Here is a 14,280-nt window from a genome sequence, read left to right as displayed (position 1 = left end):
TCGTGTTTCGATCGGCATCCCTCCTCTCTCTTGAAAATCAGGGTCACGAAATGTCCAGCAGGAAGCGTTCCCCGCCAATCGGCGCCAGCTTTCGCCTTGCAGCCGTCGTCGTTCTTCAAATGCTCGCGGCGCTTCCCGCATTAGCCGCCTCTCCGTCGCTTCTCAGAGTCGTCGATCGAGACCCTCGGGCGACCTGGATCGAGGCCTATGACTGGGGCGGCGGCGCTCGCTTTGCGTTCGATCTGGAACAAAGCCAGGAAGCGGGCGCGCCTTCCCTGAATTTTCTCGCCGGAGGAGCGCCGGAATTTGCCTTTGGTTGCGCCGACCCGGATCCGACGAAGAGCTACTGGCGCTTCCGCGTGGGGGCCACACCACCCGGATCGGGCGTCACGAGCAGGGACGAGATCGCCCACGAAAGAGGCATGAAATATTACTTCGGCGCGCCGGGAACGCTCATTCTTCTGGACGAGGCCGATAAGGAGATGATGCGCGTCCCGCTTGCGCCGCAAAATGGCGCGCTCGAAACCGCTGCTCTGACGCGAGGCGATGTGCAAGCCATCCTGGCGGCGTCGGCGATCCGCGCCGAGACGTCGCGGATTTATTTCGAATCTACGACTTCGGCGCTGAAGGAGACGATCGAGGGGGGCGCGCAGAAGCTTCCTTGCGCCACGCGCTGAGTTCGCCCAGCCCACTTTCATTCCCGGAGTGGATGTCCTCTACCCACTCATTTGTCGAGGGTCTTGAAATGTCAGAAAAGAAAACCGCCGCGCGGCGCTTCGCCGGCGCCTGCGTCGTCGCGATCGCCGGCCTGCAGATTCTTGCGCCTCTCTCCGTCGCGGCATTCGCTCGCGAACGGCTCGAGGTCATCGACAGAGGCACGAAATCGAAATGGTTCAAGAGCGAGCGCGCTTGGGGCGGCGGCGTTCTCTTCAACTTTCCTAATGGGGGACACAAATCGGGGCCCGCTGACTTGACGCCAAATTATGTCCTCGGTTGCACCGCCGTCGACCCCGCGAAGGGCTATCTCAGATTCGCCGTGGAGTTGGCGCTGCAAGGCGCCGACGTCTCTGGAAATGAGGAAATCGCCTATGAAAAAAACAAGGCCTATTACTTCGGCGCGCCGGGAACGGTCATCCTGTTCGACGAAATGGACAAGGAACTCGAGCGCTTTCCCCTTGTTGTCACAAGCTGGGGCACACTGGAAACCGGGCGCCTGACGCGCGAAGAGGTCAAGAGTTTCACGGACGCGTCGCAGATCCGGGTCGAAACGCCAAGAGTCATCTTCGATACGCGCGCCGTCATGTACGATCCCATATATTTATCGAAGTTGCCTTGCGGCCCCCGCTGATTGCTCTCTCCCCCATCGCCCTTGCGAGCGTGATCGCGACCATTGACCGGTTACGAAAAAATATAGAAGGAAAGCCATTGTTCACGAATAAAGTGAAGCGCCTTCCCGTCCTCGGTCCTGTCGTCGCCCTATTGGCGATGTCGCCCGCTCACGCCGTGTCGTCGAGCGTGACTGTGGACGAAAGCGGCATTGTGGTCGCCGGCGCCTGGGGCGCGCGCAAAGCCTACGCGCCGCTGGATGTTTCCCGCATCCTGCCGGGCTTTCTCGGCGCCTGGGCCCTGCGCCCCGAAATTTGCGGCGAGGGGCCGCGCTCGGCCTCGTTCCCGGATCGGACCCCTAACGGCTTCGTCGGGATCGCCGCCGATCGCGTCTCCACGAAATCCGGCCCGCTCGTGGTCGTCGCCGCTTATGTCCGAACGCCGGAGACGATGACGCCGCGAGACGCAGAAGCCGCTCTGGCGGAGAAACGCAAGATCGTCCTTTCGTCCGAGAGGGAGCGGAACGCCGCCGAGATGCTCGTCGAGCTACGACCGCTTCGCCCGGGAGAAAGCCATTTCTATCAGCTCATTCTTTCGGACGAGAAGAAAACGCTCCACCTGGAGGAAGCCGGTCGGGAACGCGTTACATTGAAACTTTGCGAGTGATCCTCTTCATCCGCCACGCCGCTTCGTGCCTTGCGCCCACGCTTGTCGCGGCCTGCTTCGCGCCGATCGCCGCAGCCGCCGACGAAGGCGGAGCTGCGCCGATATCTCGTCAGGATGACCTTCTGGACAGGAGCACGGTCGCCATCGCGTCTCAGAACATATGTGGCTTCGATGTCGACCAGACGCGATCAGAGCCTTCGTCCGCCGCGAGAACGCTGGACACGCCATGGGCTTTGTTCGACGCGCAGATCAGAGAATATCAGCGGAATATGCTGGGCTTCTCCGAGTGGGAAAAAGCCCGGCGCTGCGCCAAAGCGCGTCCCTTGGCGGAAGCGGCCGGCTGAATCAGATAGCAGCATCCGCTCAATGGCGGCGCTCTTATCGACGGCCCGTCCAGCGAAAAGTCAGAACTGCGGCCGTTTCTTTCGGCGCCATATCTTCCTCGCCGCTCTTGGCGTAGCTTATAGGGACATCGATATCGAATGGCGGATCGGGCGTCACCCCGGGAGGAAGAGCAATGGGAATACGGTAGGTCTGCCGCCCATCGGCGTCGAGCTTGACGTCCCAACCCTTCGGACCGCTCGTGGCGCGCCCTCCAGAGACACAGCGCTTCGCCACGAACCTGCGGGCATTGGCGTCGGACATGTAAGCGGATCGCTCGCAGGTCCATGGATCGATGCGGATCAGCACGGTATCCACCTGCGAGATCGCGTCGGCAGCGAACTCGATCTCGAGCCATTCGACTCCCTCGCGGGGGGCCTCGTGGATATCGACCAGTCGCGCCGTGAAATGCGGCGTGCGCGCGGCATCACGCCCGGCCGCCATAGTACCCCCGGCCGCGAGGCAGATGACGACGACGATAGTGGGACGCATAAGAAGCCTTCGTATCGATATCATCCCGTGTCTCCCAACACTCTGTTCCCCTTGTGGCGCTGCTTCATTCGGCGCCTTATCGACAGCGGAACAATCGCGTGATCGGCGATGGATCGGGCCGGATCGTCCGCCATTCGAGACCGGCGCCATCGTCCGAAAGCGTAAGCTCCTCCGTAGAATCCCATTCTCCTCCGCCGCCCGAATTTCGAGCGTTGATCAAAATCGTACGGCGCGGGCGCCCCTCAGGGAGAACCCCGAGAGCGATCATTTTCCCTTCTGCCTGATGCACACCTCGGGAATCGATTGCGAGGATGGCGGTCGGTTCTCCCGTGGCGCAATTATGGACCGAATAGGCCCAATTTCCTCGATATTGCAGGGGAATCTCATGCAACGGGCGCGGCGTCTCCGCGGCTTCAATTCCCTCGGGCGGGGGCCCGTCCGAGATTCCGACAGAGACCTCCAACCGTCCGGTGCTCTTGTGGCGGTAGACGTCCGACAGCAGCGAAGGATTGCCGTCGACAATGGCCGCGCTCGTTTCCTCTTTGATCGTCAACGTGGCGCTGGCGATCTCGATGCGGTGCGTCCCCTCCGCAAAATCGGCGCTGTATTCGGTGAGATAGTCGAGAGCTGCATCACCACCGCCGCCTGGTCTGGAAATGCTCGACGCCGACGGCCCAAGGCAATATGAACAGGCTAGAATGCCGCTCAGGGCGATTTGTCGCCATCGTCTTCGAAGCATCGCCCGTCCTCTCGCGCAAGCCTTTCTATCCGTCGCTATTCTCAGCGCCGCACGTCGTCAACATACGCGACGCACCGGTTCGCTTTCACGCTCAACTTCGATCCCGACCGACGGTAGCCTCGACCGGAAAGCAATATCTGACATGAGTGGATAATGGCCTTCCCTTCGACTTTTCTCTTCAGCCGCCTTTTGGTCGCGCTGGCGCTGCCTCAAATCCTGTCTGTCGAGCCGGCGCGGGGCGGCGCCGAAAAACCCCTCGCCGAGTGGGAGCAGCTGCAGCTCGAACAGGCGACGCTCGCGTGCCAGTCCCGAAATTATAGAAAGCTGTTCGAGGCAATGATCCAATCCGCAGCGGTGCGAAAAAAATACGCCGCGCCTCAGATCGATTATGAGGAACGCCGCAAAAAGAGTGAGACGCTGAAGAGCGAGATTCCGAAAGAGCGCTACGACAAATTCCCGATCCAAATGTTCGATTTTTATTGGAAAACGACCGTCCCGGCGAAACCCGGCGACAAAGACGAATATGTGATGATGGAGTTCAATCAAAGCCAGAACAACCAGATTTCCGTCGACTGGACGCGCGTGCATTACCGTGGACCGCATGTGGGCGAGGAGAGTTTGGGGACTGCGTACGACCTCGACGGCAAACCTTATCGTCCGGGAAGGCGAGTCGATGGCCAATTGCTTCTCTATCCGACCAAAGATTGCTGGGTGCTCGTCGCGGATATTCGTTACCGCACGCGCTGATGGTCGTAAGCAAGGACGACGGGTTTTGTCGCGAGCTCTCGAGCGAGCTCGCTGGAAATCCGACGGGTCGCGCAGAATGCGACGAAAGCAATTTGGATATGGCGGCCGACGACTTTGTTATTAAACCGTTCCACATGGGAGAATTGCAGGCGCGCCTGCGCGCGCTCATCGCGCTCGCGAGAACCGTCACGAACTTCCCTATCTGGCTGAGCGTCGAATAGGCGAGAATGACTTTCGCGCTCGTCTGCATCGATCCGACCGGTGGAGCAGATTCCTCTATTCGCTATCGTGAGTGACCTGTCGCGGCTGATGTACGCGCGTCGGATTCGAGCCGCGGCTCCGTTCGGTTGGAGCATGCGGCCGAGCGATTCGTGGAGAGCTTTCGCGCACGCCGCTTCTTCCACCAGATATAGACGCCCGTAACTGAGATGGTGATGACGACGATGCCGAGCACGCACACGAAAATTTGAAACGGCCGGCCGAACACGCGCGTCATATGCAGCGCATAGAGCCAGCTCTCGACCGTATTGCCGGCGTGCTCGCCGGTCGGCAGGTGCAGAGCGACGAGTGAGCCATCGCGTCCGTCCAGCGCGATTATCGTGGAGCCGCCTTTGGGCGAGCGCTCGAAGACGTCTCGGCTAGTGCGGAGCTGATAGGTGTAGATTCCGCCCATCGCGCTATAGCCGAGCCCGAGCGGCGCTGAGACGGCGAAACCGCGTTCGGCAGCGAGCTCCGTGGCGAGGCGCGCGCCAGTTTCTTGCGCCGCGCGCCAATCGAGACGCGGCGTGTCATTGCGAGGTCGCTGCATGATGGCTTTCGCCTCGTCCATCCGCGAGCGATAATCGAAGGTCGCCTTTGTGACCCATTCATAGACCGGCCGAAGATTGAACATCACGCTCGACCAGGCGAAGATGAAGAGGATCGGCCACAGCCACAGGCCGCTGGCGCGGTGCAGATCGAAATTGACGCGATAGGCGCCGCCGCGCCGCTTCACCTGCCAAGCCGTCTTCCAGCGCCGGAAGAAGCCGCCGAGCGAGGTCGGAAGGGTAAGATAGAAGCCGACGAAACAGTCGATCGACCAGACGATCGCGATGATTCCGAGCGTCGTCGAGCCGAAAGGGCCAAGGGTTAGAGTCCAGTGCAATTTGTAGATGAAGGGCATGAGATTGATGAGCCCTTCAGAAATATCGCCGCGCATTCGACGTCCGAGCTCGGCTCCGGTCCAGGGATCGAGGAACAATTGGTCGAAGCCTGCGATAGGGTTTGGCTTGCCGGTGACAGGATCGTTCGTGTTCGCGAAACTGATTAGTATCTGGTCCGGCTCCGCATAGAGCACGCCGCCGACAAGCCGGTCGGGAACGATCGCCTGGGCGCGTTCGGCCAGCGTGGCGAGATCGAGCGGCGCAACGCCGGGCCGCGGTTCGGCGAAGAGCTGTGGCGCAAAGACGCGCTCCAATTCCGTGTTGAAGGCGAGCAGGCTGCCTGTTAGTCCCGTGACGATGAGAAATCCAGTCATCACCAGCCCGACCCACCGATGCAGAAAGACGAAAATCGAACGGATCATGGTGTGGCCTCCGAAAATATTTTCAATCGCGCCGGCGGCCGTGCGTCCGCTACGCCCGGCCGCCGGCGCGATCAACATCAGAATTTCACCTTTAGCGAGCCGACGAAAGTACGCGGCGCGCCATAGGCGGCGTTGAGGCCGCCGTCGCTGCTCTCGAAATAATTCGTGTCGGCGATGTTCACGACATTGAGCTGCGCCTCGACCGGCACATTCTGCAACACGAAGCGATAGCCGACCATGGCGTCGAAGCGCACATAGGCGGGAAGCTGCCAGGAATTGGCGGCGTTTCCCTGCCGCTCGCCATTGGCGTAGAAGCCGGCGCCGAAGGCGAAGCCCTCCTTGGCGCCCGGCGCCGTGTCGTATTTCACCCAGAGATTGCCGGCATGGCGCGGAACTCCCGGCCAGCGCTTGCCGAGAATGGTGCCGGTGCCGGTGACATTGCTCTTGAGGACGATCGCGTCGCTGTTCGTATAGCTGCCGATGATGCTGATATTTTCGGTGACCTGCCCCGCCACGTCCAATTCGAGGCCGCGATTGCGCGCCTTGCCCGCCGCGATCTGGAAGCTCGAATTCGGAAAGCGCGGGTCCGGCGTCAGAATGTTGGAGAGATAGAGATCGAAAGCGGCGATCGATCCGGTCAGTCTTCCGGCGAAGAGGCTCGCCTTGGCGCCGACCTCAAATTGCTGCCCTTCCTGAGACTTGAGCGGCGTGGCGTCGGCGCTCTGCGCCGCCGCGTTGGAATTGCCGAAGGATTCCGCATAGCTCGCATAGATCGAGAAATTCTCGTCGAGCTTCACCAGCAGGCCGCCGTTCGGCGAGATTTTTCGCTCGGTCCTGTTCCCCTTCCAGGACGGATTATAGTGGCCGTCGCAGAAGGGATAGCACTGCGCGCCGGCCGCCGTTTGCGTGACGCCGGAAATTTCTTGGTTGACGTCGAAGGCGACGTCGTAACGTCCGCCAATCAGGAAGTGGATGAAATCCTCGTAGGAGATGTCGTCCTGGACGTAATAGCCGAAGTTGACCTGATTGGAGCGAGACAGAAGGTTGCCCGAGCCTTGGGCGACGAATCCGTGCAGCGAGTAATAGTCGATGCCGCTATAATTTGGCGCCCAGACGTCGAGAGCCGGGATCGGCTGCAATGGAAAGCCGGCAGGCGGCGTGCCGGGTGGATTGTCGCCCTTGTAGACCTGGTGATACCAAAAGTAGTCGAAGCCGAAGAGCAGCTTGTGCTTCAACGGTCCGGTTTCCACCTCGCCATTCACGTCGAGATTCAAAGAATACATGTCGCGATAGCCACGGCTCCAGCTGAGCTTGCGGTTCATCTGGCCAGTCGTGAGATTATAGCCACGCGAGAGGAGATAGTATTGCATTTCGTCGACATGATTATAGTGGAAGCGGTTCGTCACCGACCATTGATTGTCGAAACGATAGGTCCAATCCGCCGCGACGAGAATACGCTCCATCACATCGGGAAATTCGTCGTACCATTTCGGGTCGAGCTGCGTCCAATTGCGCGGAAGGCCGGCCGGGCGGCCGACGAAGCCAGGAATGGCGTAGCTCTGCGCCAATGCCGGGACCATCTGGCCGTAGCTGCCGCGGTTGGCGGTCTTGAGATGGTCGTATTGGAAGGAGAGATTCGCTTCGAATTGCTCGATCGGCCGCCAGGCGAGCCGCGCCAGAACCGAGCCATTGTCGCGATGCCGGAAATCGATGAAATCGTCGGCGCGGTCATAGACGCCGATCACGCGGTAGAGGAGCGTCTTCTCGTTGTCGAGCGGCCCCGTCGCGTCGACGGTGGTGCGTGAGAGCCCCCAGCTGCCGAACTGCTCCTGCATGCTGTAGGCGGCCTCCTCCTGCGGCCGCTTGGTGACGAAATTCACCATGCCGCCCGGCTGAATGCGCCCATAGAGCATGGCGGCGGGCCCTTTGAGGATCTCGACGCGCTCGATGAAGGCCGTGTCCGACGCGTTGGCCACGCCGGTCAGCTTCAGCCCGTCGCGATAGGTGTTGTTGCCGTTGGAAAAGCCGCGGATCAGAAAGGCGTCGTAATAGGTGAACAGGCCCGTCTGCACGCCGGAGACGAATTTCACCGCCTCCTGTGTGTTCAGGATCTGATTGTCCTCGAGCACTTGTCGCGGAATGACGACCACGGCGCGCGGCGTGTCGATGAGCGGCGCATTGGTCTTCGTGGCCGAGAAGGCATTGCTCCGCGCATAGCCGGTCTGCTTGCCGTCGTCGAGCGAGGAGAGCTGACCCAAATTGCGTCGCGCGGGAGCGCCATTCTGCTCTCCGGCGACGTCGATCGCGGGCAGCGTCTCCTGCGCGAGGGCGGAGGCGGTGAAAGAAACGAGCGGAAATGCGCCGGCGAAAACGCCGCGCATCAATTTCGAACGATGCATGTCTCATGTCTCCTGGCGTGGCGCAGAGGCCGACGCGAACCGAATTGAGGGCGCGGCAGCACGGAAGCGAGCCGCGTTCATTGGGTCAGGAGAGCGTCGGCGGCGCGCGCGACGACCAGGAGCAGCCCCATCCGAGCGGCTTCCGCGGGAGGCGCGGGGGAGCAATGCGGCGTGCGGAGGCGATGGAAAAGAAGAAATGGGCGAGGGTCGTCGGCGCATGCGTGGTCGCCAAATCGAGCCCGCCGCAGCCGCCGGCCACGCAGAAAATGCAACAATGACCGGGCCGGCCCTCCTTCGCCGGCGTCTCATCGCCATGCCGAATGTCGCCGCAATGATCGGCGAGGGACGCGCCGCCTCTCACATGCGCCCATCCGAGCTCATGAGCGTTCGCGCCGCCGATCGACATCAGCGCCTGCAACAGCGTCAGGCAGACGATGAACCAATAACGCAAGGCCTCTCCCCGCCGCTGGATAAGGGCCTCGAATCGTTATGCTCGTTCGGTAACTTGGTCGTAACACAGCGAATCGTTCGAACGGCGCACGCCCCGGCGCGTCAACAAAAAATATATTGATATATCAATAATATGATATCACTCTACCGCACGACGCCGGCGAGATGGCGCGGCGCTACGACACGAATTTGGGCAAGTAGTTGCAAATTCGACACAGTTGCGAAAATGATCGCCGGGAGAGGCCATTCGAAGGAGCGAATGCTTTCTCATGGTGCGGAGCGTCGTGGCGGCGGGAGCTCTTTGTGCGCATTCTCATAGTCGAAGACCAGCGCGAGATGGCGGCGCTGATAGCAGACCGCATCGATGATGCGGGATTCGTGACAGACCAAGTCGGCGACATCGCCGAGGCGTTGGAGGCGCTGCGGACCAGGGACTATCCGCTGGTGCTGCTCGACCGCCGTCTTCCAGATGGAGACTCGATCAGCGTGGTGCCGACGATCCGCCGCTTGCGGCCGGGCATCCGCATCGTGTTCGTCACCGCACTGCACTCGACAGACGACAAGATCAGCGGCCTCGACGCCGGAGCCGACGACTATCTCTCCAAGCCTTTCGACGCCGACGAGCTGGTGGCGCGCATCAGGGCAAGCCTGCGGCGTCCGGGCGGACGCTCGCAGCCGCCGATCGTCGTCGGCAATCTGTCCTTCGATCTCGAAGCGCGCGAGGCGCAAGTCTCCGGGCGGCCATTCGTGCTGCACAGGAGGGAATTGCTGCTGCTCGAGGCCCTCGTGCGGCGAGTGGGGCGCGCCGTCACTCACGACTCGCTGTTCGAGGATATCTACGGCTTCGGCGAAACGGCGCAGATCGACGCGCTGAAAATGCTGGTGTCGCGCCTGCGCCAGCGCCTCGAGAAGCAAGCGGCCGGCGTGGAGATTCACGCCGCGCGCGGCATCGGCTATCTCATTCGCAAGGCGCGCGCGTGACCGGCCGATCTTTGTCCTCGCGGCTCGTCGTCTCCTGGGTGGCGACGCTCGCGATCGTCTTCTTCACCCTGCCGGCGACGGTCTATCTGCCGCTCGCCGCTCTACGAATTGGCGATATTGCCGAGGTCGGCCTCGAGAGCTGGACGACGCGTCGAGCCCGCAGTCTCGTCATCGACGCGCTTCGCGCGGACGCGTCCGGGACGAAGCGCATCGAGCTCACGCATAGCCTCCTCGTCCATATGCAGCGCAACCCGGAGTTTCGCTTCGCCGTTTTCGAGCCGAAGGATGGCGCGCTGCTTCCGGGTTCGTCCGCGGAACTCGCGTCCAACTTCGACGCGAGCGCCAAGGTCCAGAGCTTCGGGACGATGTTTCATCTCGCCGACGATCCCAACCCGGACGCGCGCGGCTATGACCGAATAACGGAGACGCCGATCGGAAGAATGCGGATCATCGTCTATGGCGCATATTTTCACTGGGACGACGTGCTTCAGCAGCTCTACAATCATCTGAAGTTGATTAATTTCGTCGCCTTCGTTCCACTGTGCGCGGCGGTGGCGGCCGTCGCATGGCTCGTTGTCCGCCGATGCCTCGCGCCATTGCGGTCCGCGGCGGCCGAGGCTGCGGCGGTCGACGTGAACTCGCTCGACCGCCGGATCGCGCCGAGGGACCTGCCGACGGAGGTTCTTCCTTTCGTGGAAGCGGTCAACAGCGCTTTCGACCGCGTTCGTGACGGCGTCGAAAGGCACCGCCGCTTCACCGCCAATGCTGCGCACGAATTGCGCACGCCCGTCGCCATTTTGAAGGCGCGAGTGGACAGGCTGAACGATAAGCCGCTCAAACACGACATCGAACGCGACGTGCGGCGAATTCAGACGATTGTCGATCAATTGCTGATTTTGGCGCGTCTCGGCGGCGGATCCGACAAGAAAAGCGACCGCGAGATCGACCTCGGCCGCACTGTGCTCGCGATCACTGCGGATTATATGCCGATCGCCATCGATAATCGCCGCAATATCGCATTCGAGCCGCCGCCCGCGCCGGTCGCAGCGCGGATCGACGGCTGGGCGGTCGAGAGCATCGTCGCCAATCTCGTCGAGAACGCCGTGCGCGCGGAGCCCGACGGCGGCACGGTCGTCGTCCGAGTTCTCCCCGAAGCGGTGATCGAGGTCGCCGACCATGGCGAAGGCGTCGCGCCCGACGACCGAGAGCGTATTTTCGAAGCCTTCTGGCGCAAGAACGACGCCTCGCGCGGAGCAGGCCTCGGACTCGCGATCGTGCGTGAGCTGCTCGACGAATTGCATGGCTCTATCGAGGTGCGGACGACCGAAGGCGGCGGAGCGACATTCGTTGTGCGGTTGCCCTCTGCGTCAGCTCGCAGCCGCATCGATCTAGGTCGGATGGCGGCCGGCTGAAGGGCTTGAACTCGCGTGAGGATTAAGCTTGTTCCGCCGGTCTCGGTGATGACCGTGTCGAGACGACATTTGAGAATGTTCTCGCCTGTCGCTGTGGACGCCAATCAGCTTGCGGATCGCGCCAATGGCCGATCCTTGGAGCTCAAGACCAGATTGTCGCGCGGCGCGTCATAGCGGATCGCGCATCCGAAAAAGCGCAGCATGCGCATCGGTCCTTGGGGCCGGCCGCGCCACGTCCATGCGCAGCGGCGTGAGGCGCGTTCCAGAGCCGCGCGTGCCCAGCTCGACCAATGAAGCGAAATCCACATCCACCGCGATTCTCGGCGCGGGCTCTGTCGCGTGCAGCCACTCGACCGTTACGGCGCATTCTCCGTCCCTTTCGGAGATATTCAGCTCCTCGATCGCCCGCCAAAGGGCGAAATATTGCGCTGTGTTCACGCATGCTTGCGCGCCGAGATGAAGGGTCGCCGGCAGGCGGGCTCAGGCGGCGAGGGGATAGAATTGCTGCGCGGGACGCATTTCGTTGGTCGTTCGCGTCTGCCCCTTTCGAATCATGTGCATCAGCTCGATCCCGGAAAGCGTCGCCGCTGCCGATCGGAATGATTTGAAACCCAGCGTCGGACGCGTCACGCAGGTTCACTGCTCGATGGTCCTGCTCGACGATATTATTGAGATATTTGACGCGCCGATTTCGAGGTCCGCTTCACGCTCCTCATTGTAGCTTTCGATCGCCGCCGTATTGGCTCCGCTTTTGTCGATCGTTATCTTCTTCGGCCGATCGCCTTGCGCAAAAAGCGCAACGCATATTGGGCGACCCAGCGGTTGAGCGTGGAATGGTCGACCTCGACGCCGCGCTCTTCCATCATTTCCTCGAGCTGACGATAGCTCATCGGATACGCCATATATCAGCGGACACCCCACAGGATCACGTCGCGTTCAAAATGGCTGCCCTTGAAATCGATCATCCTACTATTCCGCCTGCCCTACGCCCGGCGAACATAGCCCAAACCCGTCCGCGAGAAAAAACTCGCGACAGAGCCCTAAACCGGAAATACAATTCTAGCGATGAGGCCGTGCGGGTCCCGTTGGTGAAGTTCGAGTCGACCCCGATGCGCTTCGACGATTTCTTTGACGATAGAAAGTCCGAGGCCGACGCTTCCCGGCCTTGCGGAGCGCGATGGGTCGAGGCGAACGAAAGGTTCGAGAATTTCCTCGATTCTTTCGGCGGGAACGCCTGGACCGTCATCGACAACGTCGAGCACGATTTGAGTTCCGTCCATCGAAGCGGAGACGTCGACGCGATCGCCGAAATGAAGGGCATTTTCGATCAGATTTGTCAACGCGCGATTGATCGCGTTGGGCCGACAGAAAAAGCAGATGTCGGCGCCGCCTTCATAAGCGATCCGGGCCCCCGTTTCTTCGAACTCGTCACATAGTGTCGACAATAGAGCGCTGAGATCGAGCCATTCCTTCTCTTCCACGTCGAAGGCGCCGCTGAGAAAGGAGAGTGTCGAGGCGACCATCGAATGCATCAGATCGACATCGCGCAGAAGCTTGCTTCTGAGACTTTCCATTTTCCCGGCTTGCAACTGTAGACGCATGCGTGTGAGAGGCGTCCTGAGGTCATGCCCGACGGCCGCTAGCATGCGTGTGCGATCGCTCATGGAGCGCGTGACGCGTTCCTGCATCAGATTGAAGGCTCTCGCCACTCGTCGTATTTCGAGCGGCCCTTCTTCCTGGATGGGCTCCAGCACGATCTCGCGTCCGAAGGCGTCGGCCTTGTCGGCGAGACGACGCAATGGCCCGGTAACGCGCCAAACGGCCCAAGCGGACAATGCGGTGACCGCCACGCAAAGGAACAGCAGGGCGCCTACGAGCGGAAGGGTGAGTCGTGAAAAGTGGTCGCCCCCCGGCTTGCCGCTTCGGATCTCGAGCGTTCGTCCATCTAATGGCAGCAGCGCTTGAAGATCGGTCGCGGGGTCGCCGGAGCTGCAAGAGCGGACTGTCGGCTCAGAAAAAGCATGGTTGAATTTCGATCGCAGCGCCGATTGGAGAGTTTGGGCGTCCTTCGTGTTTCCGTCGCAAACGACCGGCGAGGACGTGAGTTGGACTGCGAAATCGCGTCGGCGCGCAGCAGCGACGATAGCCGCGCGCGCATCCTCCGGCGCTCCGAGGACACTCTCGAAGACGAAAGCGATTCGATAGGCGCTCGGCCAAGGCCATGGCGGCGGCGGTGGGAGATTGGTGTTGAGGGTCGAGAGAATGGCGAGAAAGAGAAAGAAAGTCGTCGCCGAGGACACGGCGATGATTGCAATGATCTGACCGAGCGTCGTGGTGAAGAAGCGCTGTATCATTCAATCGAGACTTCCGGCTGAAAGGCGTATCCGTCCGCGCGCACCGTGCGGATGACGTCGGCGAAGGGATCGTCGCCGGACAGCTTGCGGCGAAGGCGGCTGACGAGGAGATCGACGGACCGCGGCGCAATCGCGAAACCTTCACCGCGCGAGAGATTTATCAGCTCCTCTCGGGAGAGAATTCGGCGCCTGTTCCGGCAGAACACAAGCAATAAATCCGTCTCGGCGCCGGTGAGCGGCACACGCAAGCCGGCGGCCGAACGCAGAAATCGGCGCTGCGGGTGGAAGGCGAAGCCTGAAAAGTGCAAGACCTGTTCGGCTTTGAAGGCGTGTGGTTCTGGGTCGCCGAACTGCGGGCGGCGAAGCACGGCGCGAATACGCGCCAGCAGTTCACGAAGATCGAAAGGCTTGCCGACATAATCGTCGGCGCCGAGCTCCAATCCGACGACTTTGTCGACCGGCTCGCTGAGCGCCGTCAGCATGATGATGCGCGGGCCGCCCGACGAACGCAGGCTCCGGCACAACTCGAATCCATCCGCGCCCGGCAACATGACGTCGAGGAGTACGAGATCGATACGCTCCCGCGCCAGGATCAGCCCGGCTTCCTCGGAGCTGCCACAAGCCGTGACTCCGAAGCCCTTGGCTCGGAGAAAGCCGGCGAGAAGATCGCGTATGTCGAGATCGTCCTCGACAATGAGAATGTTATGGGTCTTGTTCAACGCTATGTCGGACTCCCGAGACTGCGCGCCGAGTTCGCCGAAGCGACAAG

General features: G+C 61.4%; 15 protein-coding genes and 1 pseudogene. 7 read left to right on the top strand and 9 right to left on the bottom strand.

Going from position 1 to position 14,280, the window contains the following annotated elements; translation table 11 throughout:
- The first annotated feature begins 50 nt into the window (after positions 1–50).
- The 3 genes from GYH34_RS18925 (at position 51) to GYH34_RS18915 (ending at position 1,992) form a co-directional block, all read left to right on the top strand.
- On the top strand, positions 51–677 hold the full coding sequence (locus GYH34_RS18925; RefSeq protein WP_161915168.1) for a hypothetical protein: 627 nt from the start codon (positions 51–53) through the stop codon (positions 675–677).
- Between the two features lie 68 nt (positions 678–745).
- A complete protein-coding gene (locus GYH34_RS18920) occupies positions 746–1,348 on the top strand; it encodes a hypothetical protein (protein WP_161915167.1) in 603 nt (200 codons plus the stop codon).
- 77 nt (positions 1,349–1,425) lie between these two features.
- Positions 1,426–1,992 carry a hypothetical protein gene (locus tag GYH34_RS18915; protein WP_161915166.1) on the top strand — a complete coding sequence of 189 codons (567 nt, stop codon included), beginning with the start codon at positions 1,426–1,428 and terminating at the stop codon, positions 1,990–1,992.
- 378 nt (positions 1,993–2,370) lie between these two features.
- Here the strand turns inward: GYH34_RS18915 and GYH34_RS18910 are convergent, their stop codons facing one another.
- Positions 2,371–2,865, bottom strand: a complete 495-nt coding sequence (locus tag GYH34_RS18910) for a hypothetical protein (RefSeq protein ID WP_161915165.1) — start codon at positions 2,863–2,865, stop codon at positions 2,371–2,373.
- 76 nt (positions 2,866–2,941) lie between these two features.
- Positions 2,942–3,604 (bottom strand): hypothetical protein, encoded by a 663-nt coding sequence (locus GYH34_RS18905; RefSeq protein WP_161915164.1) that lies wholly within the window; start codon positions 3,602–3,604, stop codon positions 2,942–2,944.
- 153 nt (positions 3,605–3,757) lie between these two features.
- On the opposite strand from GYH34_RS18905, the gene GYH34_RS18900 reads away from it, so the two are divergent.
- Complete coding sequence (locus GYH34_RS18900) at positions 3,758–4,351, top strand: hypothetical protein (protein WP_244635405.1); 594 nt, start codon at positions 3,758–3,760, stop codon at positions 4,349–4,351.
- Positions 4,351–4,572 carry a hypothetical protein gene (locus tag GYH34_RS18895; RefSeq protein WP_161915163.1) on the top strand — a complete coding sequence of 74 codons (222 nt, stop codon included), beginning with the start codon at positions 4,351–4,353 and terminating at the stop codon, positions 4,570–4,572. The genes GYH34_RS18900 and GYH34_RS18895 overlap by 1 nt, the downstream gene beginning before the upstream one ends.
- Positions 4,573–4,634: 62 nt before the next feature.
- On the opposite strand, the gene GYH34_RS18890 is transcribed toward GYH34_RS18895, so the two are convergent.
- From GYH34_RS18890 to GYH34_RS18880, 3 genes are all read right to left on the bottom strand, one after another.
- The gene (locus GYH34_RS18890; RefSeq protein ID WP_161915162.1) at positions 4,635–5,915 is read right to left on the bottom strand and encodes a PepSY-associated TM helix domain-containing protein; all 1,281 of its coding nucleotides are present in this window, start codon (positions 5,913–5,915) and stop codon (positions 4,635–4,637) included.
- A 77-nt stretch (positions 5,916–5,992) separates the two neighbouring features.
- On the bottom strand, positions 5,993–8,314 hold the full coding sequence (locus GYH34_RS18885; protein ID WP_161915161.1) for a TonB-dependent siderophore receptor: 2,322 nt from the start codon (positions 8,312–8,314) through the stop codon (positions 5,993–5,995).
- Positions 8,315–8,399: 85 nt separating this feature from the next.
- The gene (locus GYH34_RS18880; protein WP_161915160.1) at positions 8,400–8,765 is read right to left on the bottom strand and encodes a hypothetical protein; all 366 of its coding nucleotides are present in this window, start codon (positions 8,763–8,765) and stop codon (positions 8,400–8,402) included.
- Positions 8,766–9,067: 302 nt separating this feature from the next.
- On the opposite strand from GYH34_RS18880, the gene GYH34_RS18875 reads away from it, so the two are divergent.
- Positions 9,068–9,745, top strand: coding sequence for a response regulator transcription factor (locus GYH34_RS18875; RefSeq protein ID WP_161915159.1), 678 nt, complete (start codon positions 9,068–9,070; stop codon positions 9,743–9,745).
- On the top strand, positions 9,742–11,157 hold the full coding sequence (locus tag GYH34_RS18870) for a HAMP domain-containing sensor histidine kinase (RefSeq protein WP_161915158.1): 1,416 nt from the start codon (positions 9,742–9,744) through the stop codon (positions 11,155–11,157). The genes GYH34_RS18875 and GYH34_RS18870 overlap by 4 nt, the downstream gene beginning before the upstream one ends.
- Before the next feature lie 168 nt (positions 11,158–11,325).
- Here GYH34_RS18870 and GYH34_RS18865 read toward each other — a convergent pair whose 3' ends face one another.
- The 4 genes and pseudogenes from GYH34_RS18865 to GYH34_RS18850 all read right to left on the bottom strand — a co-directional run bounded on the left by GYH34_RS18865 (position 11,326) and on the right by GYH34_RS18850 (position 14,230).
- Positions 11,326–11,595, bottom strand: a complete 270-nt coding sequence (locus GYH34_RS18865) for an AraC family transcriptional regulator ligand-binding domain-containing protein (protein WP_161915157.1) — start codon at positions 11,593–11,595, stop codon at positions 11,326–11,328.
- 362 nt (positions 11,596–11,957) lie between these two features.
- Positions 11,958–12,122 (bottom strand): annotated as a pseudogene (locus tag GYH34_RS21990) (IS6 family transposase); the annotation flags it as partial.
- 75 nt (positions 12,123–12,197) lie between these two features.
- The gene (locus GYH34_RS18855) at positions 12,198–13,511 is read right to left on the bottom strand and encodes an ATP-binding protein (RefSeq protein WP_161915156.1); all 1,314 of its coding nucleotides are present in this window, start codon (positions 13,509–13,511) and stop codon (positions 12,198–12,200) included.
- Positions 13,508–14,230 carry a response regulator transcription factor gene (locus tag GYH34_RS18850; RefSeq protein ID WP_161915155.1) on the bottom strand — a complete coding sequence of 241 codons (723 nt, stop codon included), beginning with the start codon at positions 14,228–14,230 and terminating at the stop codon, positions 13,508–13,510. The genes GYH34_RS18855 and GYH34_RS18850 overlap by 4 nt, the downstream gene beginning before the upstream one ends.
- Between the last annotated feature and the right edge of the window lie 50 nt (positions 14,231–14,280).

Origin of the sequence: Methylosinus sp. C49 (assembly GCF_009936375.1) — a bacterium.
Lineage (GTDB): Bacteria > Pseudomonadota > Alphaproteobacteria > Rhizobiales > Beijerinckiaceae > Methylosinus.
The sequence above is the reverse complement of the archived record's forward strand: the minus strand, read 5'-3'. Positions and strand labels throughout refer to the sequence as shown.